The organism is Streptomyces sp. NPDC046261, assembly GCF_040646235.1.
In the GTDB taxonomy this organism is placed as follows: Bacteria; Actinomycetota; Actinomycetes; order Streptomycetales; family Streptomycetaceae; genus Streptomyces.
On sequence record NZ_JBEYZU010000018.1, the window covers coordinates 62,030 to 85,431 of the forward strand.

At 70.5% G+C, this 23,402-nt stretch carries 22 protein-coding genes and 1 pseudogene; 9 read left to right on the plus strand and 14 right to left on the minus strand.

What is annotated here, in order from left to right; translation table 11 throughout:
• The first annotated feature begins 666 nt into the window (after positions 1–666).
• Positions 667–2,058 (plus strand): SGNH/GDSL hydrolase family protein, encoded by a 1,392-nt coding sequence (locus ABZ956_RS25040; RefSeq protein ID WP_361897792.1) that lies wholly within the window; start codon positions 667–669, stop codon positions 2,056–2,058.
• 18 nt (positions 2,059–2,076) lie between these two features.
• Here the strand turns inward: ABZ956_RS25040 and ABZ956_RS25045 are convergent, their stop codons facing one another.
• The 5 genes from ABZ956_RS25045 to ABZ956_RS25065 all read right to left on the minus strand — a co-directional run bounded on the left by ABZ956_RS25045 (position 2,077) and on the right by ABZ956_RS25065 (position 6,961).
• A complete protein-coding gene (locus ABZ956_RS25045) occupies positions 2,077–2,946 on the minus strand; it encodes a hypothetical protein (RefSeq protein ID WP_361897794.1) in 870 nt (289 codons plus the stop codon).
• Positions 2,947–3,065: 119 nt separating this feature from the next.
• Positions 3,066–4,211, minus strand: a complete 1,146-nt coding sequence (locus ABZ956_RS25050; RefSeq protein ID WP_361897925.1) for a DUF6596 domain-containing protein — start codon at positions 4,209–4,211, stop codon at positions 3,066–3,068.
• Complete coding sequence (locus tag ABZ956_RS25055) at positions 4,208–4,627, minus strand: YciI family protein (RefSeq protein WP_361897928.1); 420 nt, start codon at positions 4,625–4,627, stop codon at positions 4,208–4,210. Before ABZ956_RS25055 ends, ABZ956_RS25050 begins: the two co-directional genes overlap by 4 nt.
• Before the next feature lie 164 nt (positions 4,628–4,791).
• The gene (locus tag ABZ956_RS25060; protein WP_361897797.1) at positions 4,792–5,424 is read right to left on the minus strand and encodes an SRPBCC family protein; all 633 of its coding nucleotides are present in this window, start codon (positions 5,422–5,424) and stop codon (positions 4,792–4,794) included.
• A 223-nt stretch (positions 5,425–5,647) separates the two neighbouring features.
• Positions 5,648–6,961, minus strand: a complete 1,314-nt coding sequence (locus ABZ956_RS25065; RefSeq protein WP_361897800.1) for a YhgE/Pip family protein — start codon at positions 6,959–6,961, stop codon at positions 5,648–5,650.
• Between the two features lie 131 nt (positions 6,962–7,092).
• On the opposite strand from ABZ956_RS25065, the gene ABZ956_RS25070 reads away from it, so the two are divergent.
• Complete coding sequence (locus tag ABZ956_RS25070; RefSeq protein WP_361897803.1) at positions 7,093–7,755, plus strand: MerR family transcriptional regulator; 663 nt, start codon at positions 7,093–7,095, stop codon at positions 7,753–7,755.
• A gap of 146 nt (positions 7,756–7,901) precedes the next feature.
• The gene (locus tag ABZ956_RS25075) at positions 7,902–10,283 is read left to right on the plus strand and encodes a protein kinase (protein ID WP_361897806.1); all 2,382 of its coding nucleotides are present in this window, start codon (positions 7,902–7,904) and stop codon (positions 10,281–10,283) included.
• Between the two features lie 75 nt (positions 10,284–10,358).
• On the opposite strand, the gene ABZ956_RS25080 is transcribed toward ABZ956_RS25075, so the two are convergent.
• The 3 genes from ABZ956_RS25080 to ABZ956_RS25090 all read right to left on the minus strand — a co-directional run bounded on the left by ABZ956_RS25080 (position 10,359) and on the right by ABZ956_RS25090 (position 13,267).
• Positions 10,359–10,724, minus strand: coding sequence for a DUF488 family protein (locus ABZ956_RS25080; protein WP_361897809.1), 366 nt, complete (start codon positions 10,722–10,724; stop codon positions 10,359–10,361).
• Positions 10,725–10,805: 81 nt separating this feature from the next.
• Complete coding sequence (locus ABZ956_RS25085; RefSeq protein WP_361897811.1) at positions 10,806–12,407, minus strand: amidase; 1,602 nt, start codon at positions 12,405–12,407, stop codon at positions 10,806–10,808.
• Between the two features lie 389 nt (positions 12,408–12,796).
• Positions 12,797–13,267, minus strand: a complete 471-nt coding sequence (locus ABZ956_RS25090; RefSeq protein WP_361897813.1) for a DIP1984 family protein — start codon at positions 13,265–13,267, stop codon at positions 12,797–12,799.
• Positions 13,268–13,501: 234 nt separating this feature from the next.
• Between ABZ956_RS25090 and ABZ956_RS25095 the strand changes: the two genes are divergently transcribed.
• Positions 13,502–13,810 (plus strand): hypothetical protein, encoded by a 309-nt coding sequence (locus ABZ956_RS25095; RefSeq protein WP_361897816.1) that lies wholly within the window; start codon positions 13,502–13,504, stop codon positions 13,808–13,810.
• Positions 13,811–13,854: 44 nt separating this feature from the next.
• Here the strand turns inward: ABZ956_RS25095 and ABZ956_RS25100 are convergent, their stop codons facing one another.
• A complete protein-coding gene (locus tag ABZ956_RS25100; protein WP_361897819.1) occupies positions 13,855–15,270 on the minus strand; it encodes a hypothetical protein in 1,416 nt (471 codons plus the stop codon).
• A gap of 302 nt (positions 15,271–15,572) precedes the next feature.
• The gene (locus ABZ956_RS25105) at positions 15,573–15,860 is read right to left on the minus strand and encodes a hypothetical protein (protein ID WP_361897822.1); all 288 of its coding nucleotides are present in this window, start codon (positions 15,858–15,860) and stop codon (positions 15,573–15,575) included.
• A gap of 231 nt (positions 15,861–16,091) precedes the next feature.
• Between ABZ956_RS25105 and ABZ956_RS25110 the strand changes: the two genes are divergently transcribed.
• From ABZ956_RS25110 to ABZ956_RS25120, 3 genes are all read left to right on the plus strand, one after another.
• Entirely contained in the window at positions 16,092–16,403 is a 312-nt protein-coding gene (locus ABZ956_RS25110; RefSeq protein ID WP_361897825.1) for a hypothetical protein, read from the plus strand.
• A 712-nt stretch (positions 16,404–17,115) separates the two neighbouring features.
• On the plus strand, positions 17,116–18,510 hold the full coding sequence (locus ABZ956_RS25115; RefSeq protein WP_361897828.1) for an MFS transporter: 1,395 nt from the start codon (positions 17,116–17,118) through the stop codon (positions 18,508–18,510).
• A 209-nt stretch (positions 18,511–18,719) separates the two neighbouring features.
• A complete protein-coding gene (locus tag ABZ956_RS25120) occupies positions 18,720–19,430 on the plus strand; it encodes a hypothetical protein (protein WP_361897830.1) in 711 nt (236 codons plus the stop codon).
• 5 nt (positions 19,431–19,435) lie between these two features.
• Here the strand turns inward: ABZ956_RS25120 and ABZ956_RS25125 are convergent, their stop codons facing one another.
• Complete coding sequence (locus ABZ956_RS25125) at positions 19,436–19,621, minus strand: hypothetical protein (protein ID WP_361897833.1); 186 nt, start codon at positions 19,619–19,621, stop codon at positions 19,436–19,438.
• A gap of 117 nt (positions 19,622–19,738) precedes the next feature.
• A complete protein-coding gene (locus ABZ956_RS25130; protein ID WP_361897836.1) occupies positions 19,739–20,194 on the minus strand; it encodes a nitroreductase family deazaflavin-dependent oxidoreductase in 456 nt (151 codons plus the stop codon).
• A 462-nt stretch (positions 20,195–20,656) separates the two neighbouring features.
• Here ABZ956_RS25130 and ABZ956_RS25135 point away from each other — a divergent pair, with 462 nt between their 5' ends.
• Positions 20,657–20,791: a hypothetical protein gene (locus ABZ956_RS25135; protein ID WP_361897839.1), complete on the plus strand. Its 135-nt coding sequence runs from the start codon at positions 20,657–20,659 to the stop codon at positions 20,789–20,791.
• A gap of 10 nt (positions 20,792–20,801) precedes the next feature.
• Here ABZ956_RS25135 and ABZ956_RS25140 read toward each other — a convergent pair whose 3' ends face one another.
• Positions 20,802–21,542 carry an alpha/beta hydrolase gene (locus ABZ956_RS25140; protein ID WP_361897841.1) on the minus strand — a complete coding sequence of 247 codons (741 nt, stop codon included), beginning with the start codon at positions 21,540–21,542 and terminating at the stop codon, positions 20,802–20,804.
• Positions 21,543–22,130: 588 nt separating this feature from the next.
• Here ABZ956_RS25140 and ABZ956_RS25145 point away from each other — a divergent pair.
• Positions 22,131–22,391 (plus strand): annotated as a pseudogene (locus ABZ956_RS25145) (lasso peptide biosynthesis B2 protein); the annotation flags it as partial.
• Positions 22,392–22,415: 24 nt separating this feature from the next.
• Here the strand turns inward: ABZ956_RS25145 and ABZ956_RS25150 are convergent.
• A complete protein-coding gene (locus ABZ956_RS25150) occupies positions 22,416–23,264 on the minus strand; it encodes a helix-turn-helix transcriptional regulator (protein ID WP_361897844.1) in 849 nt (282 codons plus the stop codon).
• Positions 23,265–23,402: the final 138 nt, after the last annotated feature.

Consider the following 23,402-nt stretch of genomic DNA (forward strand, 5'->3'; position numbering starts at 1 on the left):
TGGGCCAGGAGATACCGTCACCGACCGCGGAGCGGGGACGCCAAGCTCTGCGATGACGACGACGTCGGCGAGCGGAGTGAGCTCACGCGGGCGACAGACGGGCGACAGACGGGGGGACGATGCGGAAGCCAGGAAGAAGACGGAGGTCCGGAAACGAGCCGCGCGGCGATCAGCCGTCGATCAGCTGTCGATCAGCCGTGGCGGCCGTCGACGCCGGTATCGGGAACGCTGTTGCGCGCTCGAGCCTCGATACGTGCCCCATGGCGGCGCCCGGAAGAGGCCGTGCCGACCGTGGCAGCACCGCTCGTCGTCACGGCGTAGCAGCCTGCCATCACGACGTGCCCCCCTCGCGCGCTGACGCCCCGACAGGACCGGTGGCGCCCTTCATGGCCGCTTCGCCGCTCGGCATGCGACGAGCCGTGACTCATCAATGAATAGTAATCGATGCATACAATAGGCTAAGTGGTGTCAAATAGGGGCGCTCGTATGATGTGAACGCCCACCGCGCCGCATACCGACCCGCTCGCCGGCAGCCCCGGCAGCCCCGGCAGCGATGGGCGCCGGGTCGCCGCACGCACAGATCCCCGGTCTGGTGCGTGGCCAAATCCCGGCAGACACGGACACACTTGAACAGAGCTGGGTGGCAGCTACCGAGAGGATGTGCCGGTGGGGTCCTCGCTGCGAAAGGCGCTGGTGGTGCTCGGTCACGCCCTCGTCCTGCTGGTGGTGGCGACGGCGGCCGTATGGCTGAGCGTCCGGATCACCCCCTTGCAGTCGGTGTCGGCCGCCGGGCAGACCGTGCAGGTGGGCGCGGTACCCCCGGACGGGGGTCTGTCCGGTCCGGGCGAACTCGACCTGTTCGGGCAGAAGATCGCGACCAGACCACACTTCGACGGGCCCATCCGGCCGCGCCTGAAGCTCACCCGGATCACCTTCGACGCCGAGGCGGCCCAGCTTTTGCGTTCCGGACGTGGCCACGCCGCGTTGTCGCAGGTGGGAGGGGACCTGGCGGCCGGTTGGTGGCGCTATGCCGTGTGGGAGACCGCCGTGTCGGCAGGTCTCATGCTGCTCGTCGTCGCCGCGGCGACCGGCATCCGGCGCACGCCCCCACGCCGCACGGTCGTGCTGCTCGGCACCGGCCTGGTCACAGTGATCGCGGTGAACGCCGTCGGCTTCTCCCTGCTCGCCGCCGGCACGCCCCGCGTCCTGCACGAGGTACGGACACTGGACGATCTCGTGGGCAGGGAACCCCCCAGCCCGGTCCGGCCCGCCGCCGGGCCGGCGTTGCCGGGCGTTCGGGCGGTGGTGCTGGGCGACTCGACGGCGGCGGGAACCGGCAACCGGGCGATGCCGGGCGGCGACGCCCTCGACAAGGCGTGCGGGCGCAGCCGCGACGCGTTCGCCAGGAAGCTGGCCGAGGTGAACGGCTGGGACGTCCTCAACCTGGCCTGCTCCGGTGCCACCGTGCGCGACGGCGTGCTCGGCACGCAGCAGCTGTCCGGCCGGTCGGCACCGGCTCAGCTCGCCGTCGCCCAGCGGGCCGCCGGCGCTTCGGTGGTCACCCTCAGCATCGGTGCCAACGACGTGCGCTGGCAGGACCTCGTCCGGCTGTGTGCCGCGGCCCCGGTCTGCGACGACCGCGCCACGCACGCCTACTTCCGTGACCTGCTCAGCCGTTTCACCCTCGACTACCAGGAACTGCTGCGGCACCTCGCCGCCCTGCCCCAGCACCCCAGGGTCCTGGTCAACGAGTACTACGACCCCTTCGGCCGCACCGTCGACTGCCTGAAAAAAGAAGGGCTGACCCTGCAGAAGGCGCAAGTTCTGCGCGCACGCCTGACCGAACTCAACACCGTACTCAGGCAGGGGGCTCTCGCTTCAGGGTTCACCGCCGTGCGTCCGGACTTCACCGGCCACGAGCTGTGCAGCAAGGACCCGTTCGTCCAGGGGCCGACGGCCCGGGCCCCGCTGCACCCGACGGCGGCCGGAGAACTGGTCATCGCCCTCGCGAACCAGCAGGCCCTGACCCGCCCGCCGGGGCGGGCGACCCCGAGCTGAGACGTCCGGGACGGCGGTCTACCAGTCCCGCGCGTTCTGGGCCAGAACGCTCCGCAGGACGCGCCAGGAAAGGTCCGAATAGGTCTGGAACTGCTTCTTCTCGTGCGTGACTTCGTCGATGTAATCGAAGGCGTCCCGCGAATCCGAGTCGTTGACCGTCGCCACCCCCAACTCGTCCTGGTTGAGGTAGACGTGGAAGCTGGCCCCGAAATCACCGGTGTCGTTGAGGAGGGGAGTGGGGTTGGGTCCGCCGTCCAGGGGACAGAACACCTTGTGCACCGCGTAGGTGTCCTTCGTGAGCCAGGCGCACTGACCCGGTGTGAGCGTGAGCAGTCCGCGCTTTTCCGCGTCCCAGGCCAGTCCGGCGTAACACATCACGTCGAGCTGCCCGGCGAGGCAGTAGACGATGCCGGTGGTCTCGCCGTGCGAATGCATCGGCGAATAGTGCTGGGCGGGCCAGATTTCCAGCACCACCGGCGATCCGTAGTCGCCCTCGTGCGTCACCTCGTACCCGTGCGCCGCGGCGATATGGTCGTAGTCGCCCTTGCCTGTGCAGGCCACGCGGATGTACGGCGGGTGGCTGGAGTCGAGCTTCGACTTCTCGATCAGGATTTGCCGTAACAGCGGCACCTTGTCGGCCGTGCCCGGCGCCAGGAGCTGGCGGATGCCCTCGATCTCCCAGGTCGTGAACCGGATGTCGGCCGCCTTGCGCGCCAGATCCATGACCGCGGGCGGCACCATGAGCTGACGTGCGTACTCGTCGAACGACGACGCCTGGGTGATGGCCGGCGATGGGGAAATCTTTTCGGCAGCGAGGCGCAGCTGCGCTTCCTGGTCCTTCGAGATGTAGAAGGGGGGACTGTCTTGGGTCTTCTTCTGCTCGGTCATGCCGGCGACCTTTCCACCGTCCCCCGCGCCTGTGAAAGGGTGCCCCGCACGATCCGGCCAAGTGCCAACTCCCCATGGATCGAGTCGAATACGCCGGTCGGCCTGCCAGGCGCGATCCGTCAGCGACACCGGCGGGCGTTGAGCCGGGCGGCCTGGCGCGTCAGGTAATCGCGCTCGGCGAGGTTGGGTGCTTTTCGGGCCGCCTCGGCGTACAGCCGTGCCGCCGTCGCCAGGTCGCCGTCCCGCTCGTGGAGGTACGCCGCCACCGCGGTGTGGCGGGGCAGCGAGTCGTCCAGCGCCGCGAGCGCGGCCAGCCCGGCACGCGGGCCGTCGGCCTCGCCGACGGCCACCGCGCGGTTGAGCCGGACGACCGGGCTGTCGGTCAGGCGCACGAGCTCGTCGTACCACTCGACGATCTGCACCCAGTCGGTCTCCGCGGCCGTGGGCGCGTCGGCGTGGAGTGCCGCGATGGCGGCCTGGGCCTGGTACTCGCCCAGCCGGTCGCGGGCGAGGGCCGCCCGCAGGATCTCGACGCCCTCGGCGATCGACTCGGTGTCCCACCTGCCGCGGTCCTGCTCGGCGAGCGGCACCAGGCTGCCGTCGGGCGCGGTCCGGGTGGCGCGCCGGGCGTGGTGGAGCAACATGAGGGCGAGCAGCCCCGCCACCTCGGGGTGGTCGATCGCGGCCGCGAGCTGCCGGGTGAGCCGGATGGCCTCGGCGGCGAGGTCGACGTCGCCGGAGTAGCCCTCGTTGAAGACCAGGTAGAGGACGCGCAGCACGGTGGCGACATCGCCGGGCTGGTCGAACCGCACGCCGGAGACGGTGCGCTTGGCCCGGCTGATGCGCTGTGCCATGGTCGCCTCGGGCACCAGGTAGCCCTGGGCGATCTGGCGAGTGGTCAGTCCGCCGACGGCGCGCAGCGTGAGCGCGACTGCGGACGACGGCGTCAGCGACGGGTGGGCGCAAAGGAAGTAGAGCTGGAGCGTGTCGTCCACATCGGGCGCGGGCCCGGGCGCCGGCTCCTCGTCGACGAGGTCCTCACGCCGGCGGCGGGCGGCGTCCGCCCGGGTCGCATCGAGGAACTTGCGCCAGGCCACGGTCACCAGCCAGCCCTTCGGGTCACGCGGCGGGTCGGCCGGCCAGACCCGGACCGCCTCGATGAGCGCGTCCTGCACGGCGTCCTCGGCCGCCGCGAAGTCGGCTCCGCGGCGGACGAGAATCCCGAGCACGCTCGGCGTGAGGCTCCGGAGCAGGGCCTCGTTCATCGATGAGGACACTCCGTGATGGTGGGCGGCGCGGCCAGGAACGGGCGCACCTCGAGCCACTCGTGGATCGGCTTCCCGCCCGCCCCGGGGGCGGCCGACAGCTCCCCGGCCAGCTCGATGGCGCGCTCGTAGCTGTCGACGTCGATCACCATCCAGCCGGCGATGAGGTCCTTGGTCTCGGCGAACGGGCCGTCGGTGACCGGCGGGCGCCCCTCACCGTCGTACCGCACCCACATCCCCTCGGGGGCGAGCGCCTGACCGTCGACGAACTCGCCGGTCTTCTCGAGCCGGGCCGCGAAGTCCTGCATGTACTGCACGTGCGCCGAGATCTCCTCCGGCGTCCACTGGTCCATGGGCACGTCGTTGGCCGGAGCCGGAGCGCCGCGGTAGTGCTTGAGCAGCAAGTACTTGGCCATCGTGTTCTCCTCGGTGCTGGTGCGACCCATTGTGGTCACGTTCACCTCAGGGACGGAGCCGGTCACGGGTTCTCGACATCGCCGTCCGATTTTTTTTGGCTCTCATGGAGGAGCCCGTGGCGCAAGCGGATCCGGCACTGCCGCGACCCCTCGTTCAGCGGCGATCAGGCACGATCGTGTGCGTGGGCCTCGGCGGTGGTCTTCAGGTCGCGCAGCCATGCTTCGAGGCCCTGCTGGAGGATCTCGGTCGCGGCCGGAACGTTCGCATCGACCTGAGGGCCGGTGTGGGTCTCCTCCGTGCTCACGCGGACGCCGTTCCTGACCTTGGTGAAGTTCCAGACGTGCACGCCGTCGATGCTCAGCCCTTCGCCGACCGCGGGGCCGGTCCAGCGGATGCAGGCCCCGGGCTTGGCCTGCCGGACGGTCGAGGTGATGTCCAGGCTGGTCGAGGGTGTGTGGGGGTTGGGGGGTACCGGCGTTGTCCAGCGGAACGCGGAGCCCGCACGGAACGGGCCGTGGTCGAGGCGTTGCGCGGTGGTGACGGCACTCTGCCAGGAGGGCCAGCGCTCGACGTCGGTCTGCGCCTTCCAGATGGTGCGCAGCGACGCGTGGATCACGGTCTGCGTCCGGTAGCGCACGCGCGCGTCGGGATCCACGCCCTTGCCGCGGCAGGTGAGGGACGCGCCGGTGTGGTGGGCGGTGGCGTCGGCGGGCACGGCGGCGGTGCCGAGGAGCGTGAGCGAGACCGGGACGGCGAACAGAGCGGCGCGGATTCGGGTGCTGCGGATGCCGGGCACGGTGGATCTCCTTGTCGATCGAGCGTGCGGTCGATGGACGGAGCCAGAGAACCATACGGCTTCGGCCGGTGGCGCCGACCTCGCCGGCATCGCATCCCGGGGCCTCCCTTGAGCATTGGCTTCCCGCCAAGTTGCCAGGTTTCGTGCGGCGTTCTCGGAACGGCAGGAAGGCGGCGAGGTCCCGGTTGTCGCGGGGCCTCGCCGCCCATTGTGCCTACGCCCTTCAGGCCGTCGCAGGTGCCGGTGCCGCTTCAGCGGCCTCGGCGGTTTCGGCCGGGCGGGGGATGCGGTGCATGCCCTTGCGGTCGTAGAGGCGGGTGACGCCCAGGCCGAAGAGGACGGAGACGACCAGCGCGACGCCCATGGAGATCCAGGCGCGGGTCAGACCGGCGTCGGCCTGGGCGTCGTAGTAGAGGATGGAGCGCAGGCCCCCGGTGATCTGCCGGAGCGGTTCGAATTCCGCGAGCGTGCGGAAGAAGTCGGGCAGCGCCTGCAGCGGGACGGTCGCTCCGGAGGAGGGGACGGCCATGGCGACGAAGATGATGGCCGAGAGCAGCATGCCGGGGGTGCCGAAGGCGGCGAGCAGCGTCAGGGCGCTCAGGCCGACGACCGCGATGGTGGCCACGGAGTAGAGCCACATCAGACCGAGGTGGGAGGCGTCCATGTCGAGGATGCCGACGGTCGCGGCCTGGACGAGGGAGCCCATGACCACGGAGAGGCCGAGCATGAGGACGGCGCCGATGGCCAACGTGCGGACCCGGCTCGTGTGCTGGACGGGCATGCGCTGGCGGAAGGGCCCGAAGTCGGTGTGCAGGTAACCGAGGGCGGTGTCGACCTGTGCGTTGATCACGTTGGCGCCGAGCATGCCGCAGACGACCAGGACCAGCGCGTAGTAGAAGGCGCTCAGGCCCATGGCGCTGTGGTCGCCGACCGGGTGGCCGTCGGCGATCTGGACGGTCGCGGGGTCGGCGAGCGTCAGCTGGGCGGCCGGGGCGAGCTTGGCCCCCTGGCTCTTCGCGCGGTTGAGGAGGTCCTTCCCGATCTGGGCGGAGGCGGAGTGGGCGGCCTTCTGGGCCGCCTGGCTGGCCATGGACGAACCGATGCTGCCGGCCGACTGGTTGGTCAGCACCGTCAACGTCGGCCGGGTGGCCTGCTTCTGCCGCGGGTCGGTCAGCCCCGTCACCGTGGCGGTGAAGTCCTTCGGCACGACGAGCGCGCCGAACACCTTGCCCTGCCCCAGCCGCTTGTCGGCCTCCTTCTGGCTGATGACCTGCCAGTCGATGCTGTTGTTGTTCGCGGCGTTCTTCTTGATGCCGGAGACGATCTGGTCGCCGAGGTTGGTGGGCTTGCCGCCCGCGTCGGCGCCGCGGTCGTTGTTGACCAGGGCGACGGGCAGGTCGCGCAGGTTGCCCTTGGGGTCCACGTTGCCACCCACATAGAGCAGGGCGAACAGGGTGGAGACCACAGCGACGATGAGGCCCGAGCCGATCCACAGCCGCGGGCTGCGGAGCGCGGAGGAGGGCTGAGGGGAAGGCATGACTTCTCCGTGGTGATTACATAGAGTAGCTAGATATTTCTGGTATCCAGTACTGGATAGTGGCAGTATCTTCTGTAGGTGTCCAGTCGTCGCCGGCGGATGCCCGGCCGCACCACCAGCGAGGACGCCGCATGAAGATCTCCGAGCTCAGCTGCAGGACCGGCGTGCCGGTCGCCAGCATCAAGTACTTCCGGCGGGAAGGCCTGCTGCCCGCCGGCAGGGCGACGGCCGCGACGCTGGCCGAGTACGGGGAGGAGCACGTCCAGCGCCTGCGGCTGATCAAGGCGCTCACCACCCTGGGCGGCCTGTCCATCGCCGCCACCCGCGACGTACTGGCGGCGGTCGACCAGGCCGAGACCATCGACGGAACCCTCGGGGCGATCAGCTACGCCCTGCCCGTACCGGTCACGGCCGCCTCGGCCGGGGACGCCGACCGGGACGCGGCCGCCGAATCGGCTGCCGAAGCGGACGTGGCGGGCCTGATCGCGGCCATGGACTGGCAGGTCCCCAGCACCTCCCCCCACGTCCGGGGCCTGACGACGGCGCTGAGGGAGCTCAGACGGATCGACGCGGACTACCGGCCGGAAGGGCTCGTTGCCTACGCGGAACTGGCCCATGCGATCGCCCGTCTCGATCTCCAGCGCGCGGCCGCCTTCGACGACTCGCCGGCCCTGGCCGAACAGGCGGTCATCGTCCTCGCCCTCTCCGGACCCGTGCTCGAACTGCTGCGACGACTGGCCCAGGAGGACCAGGTCCGCCGCCGGGCCGCACGCGACACCGCCGAACCTGAATGATCGTCATGGCTGACGATCGTCCGGGGACGGGCGGGCTCCAGGGCTGACGGACCTCTCCTCGCCGGCACCGCTCGGCGCGGCAGGCCGCTTCCCGCGGATCGTCTGACGGGCACGAACCGCAAGGGCGGTTTAGGTATGTTGTCCGCGTGCGGCAGATCGGGGGGTTCAGCCTGGAACGGCGGCTGGGAGTCGGCGGCATGGGGGTGGTGTACCTGGCCAGCAGCCCCGGCGGGCGTCAGGTGGCGCTGAAGGTGATCCGCCCCGAGTACGCCGACGACCCCCATTTCCGGGCCCGGTTCCGGCGCGAGGTGGCAGCGGCCCGGAAGGTCAGCGGTGCGTTCACGGCGTGCGTGGTGGACGCGGCCCCGGACGGTGACCCGCCCTGGCTGGCCACCCAGTACGTGCCCGGCGATTCACTGGCCGCGCGGGTACGGTCCCGCGGCCCGCTGCCGGTGGCGGACATCGCCCGGCTGGCCGGCCAGCTGGCGGAAGCCCTGCGCGACATTCACCGGCAGGGGATCGTGCACCGGGACCTGAAACCGGGCAACGTCCTGCTGGCGGACGACGGCGCCCGGGTGATCGACTTCGGCATCGCCAAAGCCGTGGCGGAGAGCCGGGCACTGACGCGCAGCGGCAGCATGATCGGCACCCCGGCGTTCATGGCGCCCGAGCAACTGAACGGGCCGCACGGCATCTCCCCGGCGACGGACGTGTTCGCGCTGGGTTCCGTGCTGGCCTTCGCGGCCATCGGCCGCAGCCCTTTCCAGGAGCCCGGGGCGTCGGGAGCGGAGCCCATCGCGGCCGCCTTCGCCGTGGTCCACAAGGAACCCGACCTGGCCGGCGTGCCCGGCCCACTCCGCGAGTTGATCGCCCGCTGCCTGGCCAAGGACCCCGGCCGACGGCCCTGCCTGGACGAGGTGATGCGCCTGACCGCCCGGGCCGCGGACGGCCCGTGCGACCCCGGCCCGCCTCGCCGGGCGTGCGGCGGGCGGCGCGGCAGGGCACTGGCCGCCGCACTGGTCGTGCTCGCGGCCCTGGTGGCCCAGGGCGACGCGCCGCAGTCCGCCGTGTCGCTGGGAGGCACCGGCTGCGCCGAGGGCCTGCGGAGCATCGGACAGGGCAGAACGCGCACCTGCGTCGGCCTGCTGGCCGGCACCTCGGGCGCCTCCCGCTCCTCCTCGCACTCCTCGCGATCGCCCGGCATCCCCGGTACCCCGGACGGCAACCTGGCACCGGTGCTGGCGCGGATCTACACGGAGAACCGGCGGGTCGCCGCGGCGGCCGCCGAGCCGGGCGGGCGGCCGTTCGCGTCCATCGTGTACCTGACGCCGATCACAGCGGGGTACGACGGCGCCGGCATGATGGAGAGCGTCCGGCACGACTTGGAGGGCGCGTACATCGCCCAGCGCCGGGCCAACCACGACCCGGCCCCCAAAGCCGCGGCACGGATCAGGCTGCTGTTCGCCCAGACCGGTGGCACCGCCGAGCAGCGGCAGTACACCGTCGGGCAGGTGCTCCGCCGCCAGCGCGCCGAGCGGATCGTGGCCGCGGTCGGCCTCGGCGGCAGCACGGCCTCCAGCCAGGACATGATCGGCGAGCTGACGGCCGGGGGCCTGCCCGCCTTCGGCTCGGTGCTCACCGCCGACTCCTGGGCGGGCACCCCCGGCCTGGTGCGCGTCGCGCCCGCCAACGCCGACCAGGCCGCCGCCGCGGTGCGGTTCCTGTCGACGGGCGAACACGCCGCCGCCCGAGTCCTGCTCGTCCAGGACGTCGCCGCGGGTGACCAGTACACCAGCACCCTGGGCACGCAGTTCCGCGCCCGCCTGCCGGCCGCCCGTCTGGTCGAGGGCGAGCCGAAGCTGTTCGATTCCTCGCAGCCCGGCCAGGCCGACACCTTCCGCGCACAACTCGCCGGCCTGTGCGCCGCGCGGCCGGACGTCGTCTACTTCGCGGGCCGCGGCACCTCACTGCCCGCCTTCCTGACCGCCCTCACCGACCGCCCCTGCCGGGAACGCCCCTTGACCGTGCTCTCGGGAGACGACACCACGCAGGTCACACGCACCGACGGCTTCGGTTCGAAGGAGCTGGCCGTGGCGCTGCGTACGGGCCGCATCGATCTCGTCTACACCGGGCTGGCCCACCCGGGGGCCTGGGACGTGGCCCCCACGGCGTTCGCCCCGGAGGCCGTCGCCCCGTTCCGCGACGGCGCCTTCGCCGCCGCGTTCCCGGACAGCGACCTGGACGACGGCCGGGCGATCATGATGTACGACGCCCTGCGGACCGCCACGCGTGCCGTCCGGAACTCCCCGGCGGTATCCGACCCCACCGCCACCGACGTCTACCGGACGCTGTCCACGCTGCATGAAGGCAAGGGCCTGCCGGGCGCGAGCGGCTGGATCATGATCGGCGGTGACGGCGGCCCACGGGACAAGGCCATCCCGGTCATCCGGATCAAGCCCGACGGCCGGACCACCACCATCGCGGTCACCTCGGCCGACGGCACCCCTCACACCCCCTCCGGGGCGTGAGACGCGGGTGTCGCCGTGAAGATGTGCCGGGTGGGGTGGTCGGTCGGTCCCGGGGGGCCGGCGGGGGAGGGGCCGTCACCCCTGCGCCAGCTCCGCCCGCAGTACGGCCGCCGCGCTGATGTCGCAGTCCTTGGTGGCGGTCAGCAGAGTGAGAGGCCCGTGCCGGGCCACCTCGCGCAGGTGCCGCACGGCCTGCGCATGGGCCGCGTCCCGCAGTTCGTCGCGGTAGCGGCGGCCGAACTCCTCGAAGAGGGCCGGATCGTGCCCGTACCACTTCCGCAGGTCGGTGGAAGGCGCGACGTCCTTGCACCACTCGTCGAGGGCGGCCGCGTCCTTGCGCAGGCCTCGCGGCCAGATCCGGTCGACCAGCACCCGGCTGCCGTCCGCCTCCTCGACCGGGTCGTAGACCCTGCGCACCCGTACCCGCCGTGACTGCCCCATGCGCCCCATCGTCGGCCCCCTACGCCCGGAACGCACCCGGAACCCCGCGCCGGGAACCGCACGGCCCACCCCGTTGTTCAGTCACTGGTCCGTTTTCCCCACCGTCGGCAGGTAGCGCGGCGCCCGCCAGGCGTCCAGCCGGTGCTCCACGGCGGCCCCCAGCGACAGCAGCCGGCCGTCCTGGTGGTCGCCGGCCATGAGGAGAAGGCCGACGGGCAGCTCGTTCACGAATCCGGCGGGCACGGACAACGACGGGTAGCCGGCCACGGCCGCCGGGGTGGAGGAGGGGATCACGTCGTTGTCGCCCCGCGCGCAGTCGGTCGTCCAGGCGGGCGGGTTCGTCGGCGAGGCGATGGCGTCCAGGCGGTGCGCGGCCATGGTCTCGTCGATCGAACGCCGGGAAAGGTCCTTCAGTTCGGCGCGCATCGCCCGGTATTCCGGGCTGGTGGTGGAAGGCGCGGCGAGGGCCCGTTCGAACAGCTCCTGGCCGACGAAGCAGGTCCGCTCCGCCGGGTGCCTACGGTTGAACTCGATCAGTCCGGTGAGGTCGCGAGGCCCGGTGCGGGTGGCGAGATAGGCGTCGATGTCGCGGTGGAACTCACTCAGCAGGGCCGGGAATTCGAGTGCGGCGAGCCGTTCCTGATACGGGGGCGTCACCTCGACGACCTCGGCGCCCGCACTGCGCAGCCTCTTGGCCGTACGGGTCATCAGGGCATCCACCTGCGGCCCGAGCGAGGACAGGCGCCACAGGCCGATCCGCCGACCGCGCAGGGCATCGGGGTGTGCCGGCCGGCCGACAACGCCGAGTGCGTCAGGGGCGCCCGGGATCCGGCCGCCGCTGAGTACCGAGAGGGTGAGCGCGGCATCGGTCACGTTGCGTGCCATGGGCCCCGCGGTGTCCTGCTCGGCGGAGATCGGCACCACGCCGGCCCGGCTGACGAGCCCGAGGCTGGGCTTGTGGCCGACCACCCCGTTCATCCCGGCCGGGCAGACGATGGAGCCGTCCGTCTCGGTGCCGATCGCCACCTGCGACAACGACGCGGCGAGCGCGGCGGCCGAGCCGGCGGACGACCCGCACGGATTCCGGTCCAGTACGTACGGATTATTGGTCTGCCCACCCACCGCGGACCAGCCCGATGTCGGCTTCTCGGCACGGAAGTTCGCCCACTCGGACAGGTTCGTCTTGCCCAGGATCACCGCTCCCGCGTCCCGCAGCCGGCTCACCAGGGCGGCGTCGGTGCCGGGCGGGCGGCCGGCCAGCGCCAGCGACCCGGCCGTGGTCGGCATGTCGCGAGTGTCGACGTTGTCCTTCAGCAGAACGGGAATGCCGTCGAGCGGGCCACGGGTCTCGCCACGCCGGTGCCTGACGTCACTGGCAGCCGCCTGGCGCAGGGCAGTCGGGTCCGTGCGCAGAACCGCGTGGATCCGGGGATCGACCGTCTCGATCCGCCGCAGATAGGCGGCGGTCAGCGCCGACGAGGTCAACGAGCCGTCCGCCATGCGACGCTGCAGCTCCGGGATCGTCACCGTGTCGAGATCGACGCCCAGAGAGCGGGCCGAACCGGCCGGCGGAGGACTGCCGGTGCCGGCTTCCCCGGCTTGGGCACGCGGACCCGGGACACCTGTCACGACAGACCCCGCCACCAGGGCCACGATCAATGCAGCCGTACATCTCTTCCCCATGGGAATCAGGGCACTACACGCCCGTGCCCGGACGCAAGAGCGCCGCGGCCGCACGCCGTGGCCCGTAGGACGGCCCATGCCGATCCGCGGGTCGCGACGCACCTGCCGCGACGCATCTGCTGCGATGTGGAAATCCCCGAACCCGCCCTCGCCGTTCCGGATCTGCACGCGGTGATGTGCTGTGCGATGTGCACTGTTACCTGTACGCGATGCTGAGCTGCACTGTTGATGGGGAGTCGAACCCCTGCGTTGCTCTTCACGCGCCAGGAGTGGGCTGGAAAACCGCCGGCCCTCGGTGTGTGCACGCCTCCGAATCGGCTACCTGCTCCACATCGTCACGCCGTCACGTCGTCGTCACGTCGTCATGTCTTCGCGACTGGACGGACGACTCAGTCCAGCAGGTCGACCTCCCAGTTCGTGCGCTGGATGCGCACGTCGATCTCACGGATCTCCCGCGCGAGCACATCCGCCTGACTACGCAGTTCCGCGACCGGAAGCGCGGAGAGCATCATCAGCTCGGACCGAAGCTGCCGGCCGTATCCCCGCTCGCCCGTACCCGCCGCCGCGTCCGCCGCCGCGGTGACCACCGAGTGACGCAGCCGCAGCACATCGCGGCGCGCGAGAGCGTCGGTGAGCGTACCGTCCTGGCCCATATCCACCGCGGCATTGGTGCGGTTGATGCGCCGGATCAGCGACTCGAGGGCGACCAGCACCTCACCGGCCTCGGCCAGCAAATGAGCCGCGTCCTCGGCAGGCGTCTCACCTTCCTGATACCGCGCATTGCTGACGACGCGCGCCCGCAGCTGTTCCACGCGGCGCGTCGCTTCCGCACGTTCTGCCAGTGCCTCAGCAAGCTTCACTTTCTCCACCTCCCGTCCATCGTGAGTTCGCACAAGTATACGGACATGATCCGGCCCCACCGCACCCGGATATTTCGCATCCCACCCGGTCTTCCCACGCCGCGTGAGGTTCGAGCCCGCCCGCGCGGGAAGGCCGGGAAACCCCACTCCCGCACGCCCGGGGCACCGGCTTCCGACGGCGCCGTTCCGAGCCCACCATCAGTGCAAAGGCCAAAACCGAGAGAGGGATACCCCGTGAAATCGAGGAACTTCCGCCTCGCCCCGGCGACGGCGGTGGTCACCGCGGGACTGCTGTTCGCCGGCGCGACGGGCGCGGCTGTCGCGGCTCCGTCGGAGGAGTCCCCGACCCCGACGAGCAGCGCCGTGAGCGAGGAGACGAAGACGGACTGGAAGCCGGGCGACTGGTACGACGACGAGGAGTCCTGCAAGAAGGCCGGCGAGAAGGGCAAGCAGGACAAGAAATGGCGTGAGTACCGCTGCAAGCGCGAGGAAAAGCACCCTGGTCAGTACGACTACCAGTGGCACCTGTACTACCGCCCTTGAAGAAGGGCGGTCCGGACGGAAACCAGGCGCGGCCTCCCGCAGGGTCAGCGAGGTGCCCCCAAGTACCAACGCAGCCTGTGCAGTGGCTCCTTGCCGAGGGAGGCTTGTGCTCGGTCCAAGAGGGCGTCGACATGTGCGCGCTCGGTCGGTGGCAGTGTGGCGTACACCGTGGGGGCGTCGGCGGGGCCCCAACTGTGGAGGGCGGCGCGGGCCCGGGCGCGCAGGCCCGGGTCGGCGTCGTCCAGGAGAGTGAGAAAGCAGCGCAGCTGGGCGGCCGTGCCATGTGCGTCGAGCAGGCGGAAGGCGGCCGTCCGGACGCAGCGGGGCCGGTCGGCCGCCAAGCGCTGGCGCAGCCACTCCTCCGGGATACGGGTGGCTGTGGGTGTGAGGGCGAGGGAGGCCTCGCGGACCACTGCCGCCGATGGGTCGTCCAGCAGCGGCGTGAGCCGGTCCGGCTCGATCGCGTCCACCGTCCGCAGCGCCCACACCGCCCGCGCACGCACCGCGGGGATCGGGTGCGCCAGCAGGGGCCGTAGCAACCCGGCGTCGGCCGCGCTGCCGCACTCGGCGAGCCCGGCGGCGGCGCCCGGGGGGACATCCCGGGAGGCGCACAGGGACCGGTAGTGCGGCAGCGGGTCGACGCCGTGCTGCCGCAGTACCCAGCGGGCGCAGGCGCGGACCAGCCCCGAGCGGTCGGCGAGGAACGCCGTGGCCCGCCCGGTGTCCCCGGTCCGGTTGAGCGCGGTCAGCCCGGCGGCGCGGACGCGTGCCTGCCGGGCGCCAAGCAGCAACCGGACGATCTCGCCGTGTTCCCCGCCGTCTCGCGTGCGGGCGAGCGCCGCGTCCGCACAGAGGTCTTGGACGACGATGTCGTGGTCCTTCGCCGCGATCCGGGCGAGATCGGCAGGGGAGAGGCGCCCCCGTTCGACGGCGATCCGGTGTCCCAGACGCCGGGCGGCCCGGTCCTGGCTGCCCAGCAGCGTGTCGGCGATCTCACCGTCTCGCAGGACCTCCTCCAGCAGCTCCCGGGCGAAGCCGCCGTGCCGCCGTTCCGCGACGCGCAGGATGACGGCGGCGGTCGCGCCCAGCACTTCCGGAGTGGCCTCGGGCAGCGTGCCCCGCAGCACCGCCCGCGCCTGCTCACGCACGGGGGCGACCCAGTCCGCGCAGCGCACGGCGACGAGGGGGAGCAGGGCAGCGGAGCCGGGGGAGGCAAGAGCGGCCTGGCGTATGCGGCCGTCGGGGTGGCAGAGCGCTACGGCGAGAGACGGCTCGTTGGGCGCCGGATTCCCGGCGCCCAACCAGTCGGTGGACGGAAGGTCCCACAGCCGGCGCACGGCGAGGTCGAGCGCCACCCAGTCCTGGGCCTTGGCGGTGTCGAGCACCGCGCCCATCGATGTGCCGGGCCCCGACCCGGCGGCTTTGACGGCGGAGTGGGCCAGGTCGGTCCGGATGTTCACGTGGTGCGTCCCCGCCTAGGTCGGTCGATCAAGATGAACGCATCATAGAACGGGCGTTCTGCCTCACACGCGGCATTTTCCCCGACCTGCCTGCCGGCGCCACCCGGCCAAAGGCAGGAGGCAGAAGCGGAAGCCTGCCGAGAAACAGCACTACAGACGCAGCGCCGGGAGCGGCGGTGACAGGGATGCCGGCAATGGAAGCCAGGACCTCACGCGGCCGTTGACGGAGGAGACTCCGGTGAGCTGATGCCGCAGGGTTGACGGTTCGGATATCAGCTGCCGCATCCCGAGAGACTACAGCTTCAGTCCTTCACCTGAATGTGGTCGACGTTGTCCACGCCCACCTTCTCCATGAGTTCCTGGAACCCATCAGGGTCCTGGAGCCTCGCGAGCACAAGAGCCGCGTTTTCCGCCTTCGTGATCGATTCCCCCTTCTCCAACTTCGCTATGGCACTTGTGAACAGTCTCTGTGCCGCCTCCGCCAGTCCTTCGATAAATCTTTGAGCGTCCTCGGCAAACGGAGTTCCGATTGTGGCGTCGGAGACTACATTCAGGTCTGCTTTTTGCTGCAGGTCACGAATGCCGGACATGGCAGCCTCCCAAAGGCTGTTGAGGTAGTTCCGGCGACCTCATTTATTTCGCCGGAGCGGTGTTGCGTCCATGGTGGATCCCTGCCTCGTCTCATGCTCCCCTGCTTGACCCATACGAGTGGCCGCGCTGGCGTTCGTCCAGGCGAGCCGCCATGCGGAACAGAAGATTGGGGGTGGTTCCGGACGTGGCTGATCGCGTTTCTGTTCTGATCTGTTCGCGTTGGTAGGGGTATGAAGCCTCTCCACGTCACTGGCGCGACATTGCTTGTCGCCACCGTCAGTACTCTCGCCGGCACGAAACCCGCAAGCGCCACATCGATCATCGGCTTCGGCAACGCGGCCGTCGGCAACACCTGCGCCAACCATGGCAGCCCTCGCGCTGACAGCGCTACGAAGCAGGGCAGCGGCACCGCTACTGCTCTCGGTGTCGCTCTGCCCGTCGGCAGCCCAGCCAACCAATGCGGGACGCTGGGAATGCCCACCGCCCTGCACGAGATGGGTGGGGTCGACGTCATCGGCACTTTGACGGGCGGGGAAGGCTAGCCAGGCGGCCGGGCGGTGCGGGTGCCCCGTATCCCCTAGGGCACATGGTCCCCATGGCTGACGACGATCGACCTGCCCATCGGCGAACGCGCCCTCGTGCTCGGCAGAACTGGTGTCGAAGAACTGCTCTGGGGCCGGGCCGCCTCGGAGAGCCCTCCCGCCTCTGATCTGCCGGCGTTCTGACGTCGTCCGAGCGATTCGTCCGGCGGTGGACCGGGTGGCGGAAGTGCGGGCGTCCAAGACGCAGGGGTGAATCGGCCGCCCTCGGCGCCGCTCGGTACCCCGCCGGTCGCGGCCAGCCAGTCCTGACGCTCGGATCATCACTGGCGAGACCGAAAACCCGTTTTCCTCCATGGCAGGCGGCCGCCTATGCTGGCCGGGTTCCTTGCCGCGCCTCTGTGGGCGTGTACATGTCCTTCGAGGTGATGACGTATATCCCAGGCCCAGTAGCCGTTCTTCCCGGGCTCTGCCCGCGGACCCCTGCCTGCGCTGACAGGCGGTTGGTGCTGTCCGCTGTGAAGACGGTGATCCCGATGGCCTGGGCTCCGTGGCATTCTCCTGTGCGCAGTAGGCGTACACGGGCCTTGGCCTGCCCGTTTGTTCTACTGCTCTGAACAGGAACCCCTTCTCCGTGTCTCGTGACACCCGCAACGCCCCGCCCCGCTCGGGCGCTACCCCTGCCGGACGGTCTTCGCGCCGTGGCAGCCGGCTCATGCTGGCCGTGGTGCTGGTCGGCGAGCTGATGGCCGTCCTGGACGCATCGGTGGTCGACACCGCCCTGCCCACCATCCAGGCGGACACCGGTGCCTCGGCAACCGGCCTTCAGTGGACCCATGCCGCTTACGCGCTCGCCCTCGGCATCGCACTGATCACCGGCGGCCGCCTCGGTGATCTCTACGGCCGCAAACGAACCTTCCTGCTCGGCACCGGCGCCTTCACCACCGCCTCCCTGCTGTGCACTCTCGCCACCGGCCCCGCCACCCTGATCGCCGCCCGCGCGGTGCAGGGCGCCGGCGCGGCCGTGATGATTCCGCAGGTCCTGGCGACCTTGCACGTCACCTTCTCCGGCAGTGCCCGCGCCAAGGCGTTCGGTCTGTACGGGACCGTCATGTCCATCGGAAGCGTCGCCGGCCCCGTCCTGGGCGGCATCCTCACCCAGGCCGATCTGTTCGGTCTCGGCTGGCGTTCCATCTTCCTGATCAATGTCCCCCTCGGCATCGCCACGGTCCTGCTTGGCCACCGCTACATGACCGAGTCCCACGACAGGCAGGCCCTGCGCCTCGACCCGCTGGGGATGGTCCTCTGCGCGCTCGGGCTGCTGCTGATCGCCTACCCGCTCAGCGCGGGCGGCGCCCACCACTGGCCGTGGTGGACCTTCACGGCCATGGCCGCGGGCACAGGCGTGCTGGTGGGGTTGGTCTTCCAGCAGCGGACCAAGACCCGCAAGGACGGCTCCCCGCTGATGGCGCTGTCCCTGTTCTCCGGCCGCCCCTTCTGCGGAGGGCTTACGGCCCAGCTGGTCCTCGGTCTGCTGTCGGGCCTGTTCTTCATGTGCTGGACACTCTTCATGCAGCAGGGCCTGGGCATGAGCCCGTCACGGGCGGCGATCGGCTTCCTCCTCCTCACCCTCGCCGAGATCGCAGGCGCCTGGCTGGCCACGGCCGCCGTCGCCCGCCACCAACGCCGAGCACCCCAAGCCGGCGCGCTGCTCGCCGCTTCGGCCCTGGCCTCATTCCACTTGCTGGCCACCACCTACGGCACCGGTCTGTCGATGACCACCATGGCCCTGCCGGTCCTGGCACTGGGCCTCGGACTGGGCATGATCGGTGCCCCGCTCACCGACCTCACCCTGGGCCGCGTCGACGACGCGCACGCCGGATCGGCCTCCGGACTGTTCAACACCGCCACCCACCTGGGCATCGCCCTGGGCACCGTGCTCACCGGGGTGGTCTTCTTCGCCCACGACCAGACCGCGACCGCCCGCGGCAGCGAGGTCGTCGACGCCTTCACCGCCACGCTCCCGTATGTGATCGTAAGCCTGCTGATCACGTGGGCCCTGATGTTCTTCCTGCCCCGCGCAGCCTCTCGACGCATCTCCCGGCTCTGAACCCCGAGCTCGCGGTGCGGGCATGCAGGTGTCGGTGGTCCCATCGTGATCACGCTCCGGGCGCCGAGCACGAGAAGCTGTTCCGAGACCGGCGGACGGAGCACCCAGCCCGAAGCCGCTGCAGGTGAGTATGTGTACTCATGTGCGCAGTGATGAGGACCCTGCATGTTGCGTGCATGCGATCGATATCCCTCCCGAAGCCTGTGTTGGTGGCCGCGTTCGGCTGCATGGTCCTGTCCGGCTGCGGTGCTCCGACCCCCACCACCGATCAGACCGCCGCAGGCAGCGCCGCGTCGGCGACAACCCCGCTGGATGCTCCGCTGAGCGACAACGATCAGGAAATGCGGTTCCTTGCGTTGACGGCCCGCATCACGCATGGCTGCGCGCCGGACGCCCCCAGCGGCAGCGGTGACGTGCCCAAGCCCCAGGAGCTGCCGGGCGCGGAGGGCACACCCCCACCGAGGTACGGGTCGGGCGAGCCCCCGTCGGGTGCTCCGAACGCGGAAGGCGACATACCGGTTCCCCTGGACGATCCCGCGCCGTCGAAGCCGACCCCTGACTCCACCGAGCCAGAACCAGTCAAGGAGACGCCGCTGACCGGTATCGAGAAGTGCAGCGGCAGCGAGCACGCGCAGCGCGTCAGCGAGGCGTTCAAGAACACGACGACCACCGGCTACGAGGCGATGCACAAGAAGCTGAGGGGCCTGGACTACCCGGCGTCGCGGATTCACCGGATGCCGAACCATACGGGCGCGCCCCGGGCAAGGCTCGACTTGCGCATGATGGGCAGCCACTTGGCTTTGGAGGTCACCGGCACCAGCAGCGGGGTGAGCGTCGAAGCGTTCGGGGCTCCGGAGACGGAAGACGTGAAGGTGACCGATGTGAAGCGGAAGCCGAAGCTGAACACGCCCGGGCCCTGACCGGATCACACGGGACCTGCGCCCAAAGAGGGTGCCCGGCCCGCCAGGACGCCGAGGATGAAGCTGCCCGGAGAGAGGCAGTCGTAGACGTTCACGGGATCGGTGGGGCCGTCCTGGGTGGTGCCGGTGAGCGAGGTGATCCTGAAGGTGGCCCAGCAGGATGGAGCGAAGCCGGTAATCACCCACGCCACGGGGCCGCTGCATCAGTGCGGCCGCCATCGCGGCTGCCGTGGCGCGGGACGCGTCGTCGCACGAGACCTCGCCCCTATCCCACCTGGCCTCGCTCAGTTCTCATTCCGGGGACAAGGTCAGGCGTCCGCCACGTACATGGGTTCCAGCACGAAGACAGGGATTACACGGTCAGTCGCCTCTTGGTATTCGGCGTAGGGCGGATAAGCGGCGACCGCGCGCTCCCACCACTGGGCTTTCTCGTCCCCGGTGATCTCGCGGGCCGTCATGTCCTGGCGTACCGCCCCGTCCTGAAGCTCCACGTGCGGGTTGGCCTTGACGTTGAAGTACCAGACCGGGTGACGCGGGAAGCCGCCCTTCGAAGCCACGGCCGCGTACCGCCCCGCGTGCTCCACGCGCATCAGCGGAATCTTGCGGATCTTGCCGCTCTTCGCGCCGCGTGTCGTGAGAATGACGACAGGCAGGCCCGTGTCCCACAACGTCGTGCCCTGCGTGCCGCCTGAACTCTCGTAGAGCTCGACCTGTTCGCGCACCCACTGCGCCGGGCTTGGCTCGTACTCGCCCTCAAGAGGCATCGCGGTCACCCTGTCGTCGCTTACGGATTGTGTTGCACAGTTCAGCACAAGCCTCGCGCGGAGACGAGACCGCCGTTCCTGCTCTGCCGACAAGTTCAAGTGAGAAGGCAAGGACCCGGTCCGCGCTCACGCCGGTCACCTCGGTGCGTCGGAGATCTCCGTCCTGTACCCCGCCCGGCCCAGGTCATCACCAGTCGGCCGCCGGGGCCAGGACGCGCCCGAGTTCGCGCACCTCGGCATCCCGGTCGGCGGCACCCCGAAGACGTCCGCGCACACGGTGCCGTCGGCACAGCCGTCGGGGGCCCGGCGGCCGGCTGCGTCACCGAAGGGTGGCATGCGGTACCCCGACGGGGACTGACCGTGAAACAGCGGCTCGGAGGGAGTGGCTTTGTTCACGAGAACCGACAGCACCTGTATACGAGTTTGGGCAGCACTCGAAGCTCTGCGGAAAACGAACAGTTCATGGCTTCAGGCGGCACAGGCCCCTGCCGAGAGTTCAGCAGGCAGCCCACGGTGCAGCGAGCTGCGGAGGGCCGGGACCTGTCCTGGATGAGCGGCATACCGGCCGACATCAGCTACCGTCTGCTGCTGGTCTGACGGCCCGGCCTCATGTCAGATGTCGGGTGAAGAAATGGGCCGCGGCGTCCCCCGCGAACTGCGGGACGCCGGTATGCCCGCCCATATTGGCGTGCAGCGTCTTCTCCTCGGAGCCGAAGGCGTCGAACAGGTCCAGGGCCGCCTGCCGGTCGTTCCCTTCGTCGTCCCACTGCAGCAGGACGTGCAGCGGAATGGTGACCTGGCGGGCCTCCTCGAACATGGCGCGAGGGACGAAACTCCCGGCGAACAGAGCGGCGGCCGCGATGCGAGGCTCGACCACCGCCAGCCGGATGCCGATGGAGATCACTCCCCCCGAGTACCCGATCGGGCCGCAGATCTCGGGCAGTGAGAGGAGCGCGTCCAGGGCGGCCTGCCATTCCGGGACCGCCTTGTCGACCAGGGGAAGGATGAGGGCGTCGATGATCTCGTCGCTGACCGGCTCGCCGGCCTCCATCGCCCGGCGCAGGTCGGCGAGAGCCTGCTCGGCGGCGGGCCAACGGGGCCGGTCGCCGCTTCCGGGGAGCTCGATGGTGGCCGAGGAGAAGCCGTCCGCCGCGGAGCGCCGGGCTCGGGCCACCAGCCGGGGGTACACCTTGCGCAGCCCGAGGGGAGGGGGGCCGAGCAGGATCAGCGGCGCCGGTGCGGATGCGGATGCCGATGCGGGTGTCCATAGGATGCCGGGGATCTCACCGAGGGTGAACTCGCGTTGGAGAATGCCGTCGTCAAGGCGCTGCTCAGAGGTGAAATGCATGGTCGTGCCTTTCGGGAGAGACCTGGAACGGCACTCCCGGACGACCTACCGCCCGACCGTGACCCCGAAGGGGAGCACCCATGTCGATACTGCGTTCACGGGTACCACCTCCTCGATCTCTCGCACGGCCTCCGGAAACGTAGCAGTGGTCGCCGTGGTCCGCCAACGAGTTTTCACGGAGGCTCCGTAGCCGAATGCAACTGGGACGCTATGCACAGCTACTTGCGGTGGCATCGCGACTTCCCGAGCGGCGGCTCTGCGGCGGCGGGTGCACTGGCGCTGTCGTTTCTCATGAACGTGGGAGAGGATTCGGTTCGAGGCCGCTGTAGTCATTTGCCGGTGTCCGGGCGATGCCCGGACCTGCGCCACGCTGCTCGCACTGCACGCCACCGCCCACACGCTCTCGCTGCTCAACGCCAACGGTCCTCGTACTGCAGTCGCTCCCGACAGGTACCGGCGCCGAGCAGGCGGCTCGACGACTCGCCGACGCCGGTGCGGTGACGCCCGACCGGGCCGCCCGTGACGTCGCAGCCCTGATCACCGCCTTGAGCGCGGCACACCTGGTCGTCCCGTGAGCGCGCCCGTCACCCGCGCTGTGCCGGCCAGAACTGTCTCCAGCGGTCCGTGGCCACGGCGCTGATGTGCCGGATGCTTTCCGTGTGGCCCGTCTGGTGTACGGGCGTGCGCACCCAGCCGTTTCGCGCCCATGCCTGGGTGGAGGTCGACGGCATTCCGATCGGCGAGCCACATGTTCCCGGGTACTACCACCGGTTGATGACGGTGGGCCCCGTGACACCAGGACCCACCGCAGCCCCTTCCGCCCACCGGAAAGGTCGCATGCGTACCTGATGCCCGAGGGCTCCGGGCGTGTTGTTACTCCCGGACCTGCGCGTTCACTGTGGGATGCGCGTCACCGATGTCCGCGCCCAGGCCCGCGAGCAGGCGCAGCCCGTCCTCGGCGGGGCTGCCGGGGGCCGCGGACAGCACCAGCAGCTCCATGCCTGATTCGTCCGGTAGTGCGAAGTTCTCCTGGTGCAGTTCCAGCAGCCCGACCAGCGGGTGCCGGAACGCCTTGCGGCCATGTGTGCGGGCGCGCACGTCCGCGCGGGCCCAGAGGCGGCGGAAGCGCTCGCTGCCCATCGCCAGTTCGCCGATGAGCGAGGCCAGGCGGGGGTCCTCGGGGTATTTGCCGGCGGCCAGGCGCAGGTGCCCGACCACATCGAGGGTGCATTTCTCCCAGTCCGCGTAAAGGCCGCGCTCGGCCTCCTCGAGGAAGATGTGCCGGGCGGTGTTCAGGCCCGGCATCGGCCGGCCGTAGAGGAGCCCGGCGAGGCGGTTCCCGGCGAGCACGTCCAGTCGGTGGTCCATGATCAGCGCGGGTGCGTCGGCGACCAGGCCGAGGACGCGCAGCAGCTCCGGCCGGACCCGCCCGCCCGGCGCCTTCGCGCGGCGGCGGCGCTGCCGGGCGAGCCGGTAGAGGTGCCCGCGTTCGGTCTCGTCGAGGCCGAGGACGCGGGCGAGCGCGTCGAGGACCTGCTCGGACGGCTGGGTCGCGCGGCCCTGCTCCAGGCGTACGTAGTAGTCGACGCTGACTCCGGACAGGTGCGCGACCTCTTCGCGGCGCAGCCCTTCGACCCGGCGTCGGCTGTCGGCGGGGATGCCGACGGCCGTCGGGTCGACCCGGGAACGACGGGTCCGCAAGAAGCCCGCAAGATCATCCATGCCCCCAGTATGGCCCGGGTGATGCCCGTGAAGGTGGTCCTGCCGTTACCAGGAAGTCCCGTCCGACGGAAGAGGCGTCCCTGAACGCCGGGCGCCGCGCTGCCCAGAATCGAAGGCACTCGATCCGAAGGCACCCGA

Bases quoted from the DNA above. Each gene is read 5' to 3' on its own strand.
- ABZ956_RS25135 (WP_361897839.1), top strand. From the start codon at position 20,657: ATGGCTTCAGGCGGCACAGGCCCCTGCCGAGAGTTCAGCAGGCAGCCC.
- ABZ956_RS25045 (WP_361897794.1), bottom strand. From the start codon at position 2,946: ATGACCGAGCAGAAGAAGACCCAAGACAGTCCCCCCTTCTACATCTCG.
- ABZ956_RS25105 (WP_361897822.1), bottom strand. From the start codon at position 15,860: ATGTCCGGCATTCGTGACCTGCAGCAAAAAGCAGACCTGAATGTAGTC.
- ABZ956_RS25110 (WP_361897825.1), top strand. From the start codon at position 16,092: ATGAAGCCTCTCCACGTCACTGGCGCGACATTGCTTGTCGCCACCGTC.
- ABZ956_RS25055 (WP_361897928.1), bottom strand. From the start codon at position 4,627: ATGGCCAAGTACTTGCTGCTCAAGCACTACCGCGGCGCTCCGGCTCCG.
- ABZ956_RS25130 (WP_361897836.1), bottom strand. From the start codon at position 20,194: ATGCCTCTTGAGGGCGAGTACGAGCCAAGCCCGGCGCAGTGGGTGCGC.
- ABZ956_RS25140 (WP_361897841.1), bottom strand. From the start codon at position 21,542: ATGCATTTCACCTCTGAGCAGCGCCTTGACGACGGCATTCTCCAACGC.
- ABZ956_RS25150 (WP_361897844.1), bottom strand. From the start codon at position 23,264: ATGGATGATCTTGCGGGCTTCTTGCGGACCCGTCGTTCCCGGGTCGAC.
- ABZ956_RS25070 (WP_361897803.1), top strand. From the start codon at position 7,093: ATGAAGATCTCCGAGCTCAGCTGCAGGACCGGCGTGCCGGTCGCCAGC.
- ABZ956_RS25080 (WP_361897809.1), bottom strand. From the start codon at position 10,724: ATGGGGCAGTCACGGCGGGTACGGGTGCGCAGGGTCTACGACCCGGTC.
- ABZ956_RS25065 (WP_361897800.1), bottom strand. From the start codon at position 6,961: ATGCCTTCCCCTCAGCCCTCCTCCGCGCTCCGCAGCCCGCGGCTGTGG.
- ABZ956_RS25115 (WP_361897828.1), top strand. From the start codon at position 17,116: ATGCTGGCCGTGGTGCTGGTCGGCGAGCTGATGGCCGTCCTGGACGCA.
- ABZ956_RS25085 (WP_361897811.1), bottom strand. From the start codon at position 12,407: ATGGGGAAGAGATGTACGGCTGCATTGATCGTGGCCCTGGTGGCGGGG.
- ABZ956_RS25050 (WP_361897925.1), bottom strand. From the start codon at position 4,211: ATGAACGAGGCCCTGCTCCGGAGCCTCACGCCGAGCGTGCTCGGGATT.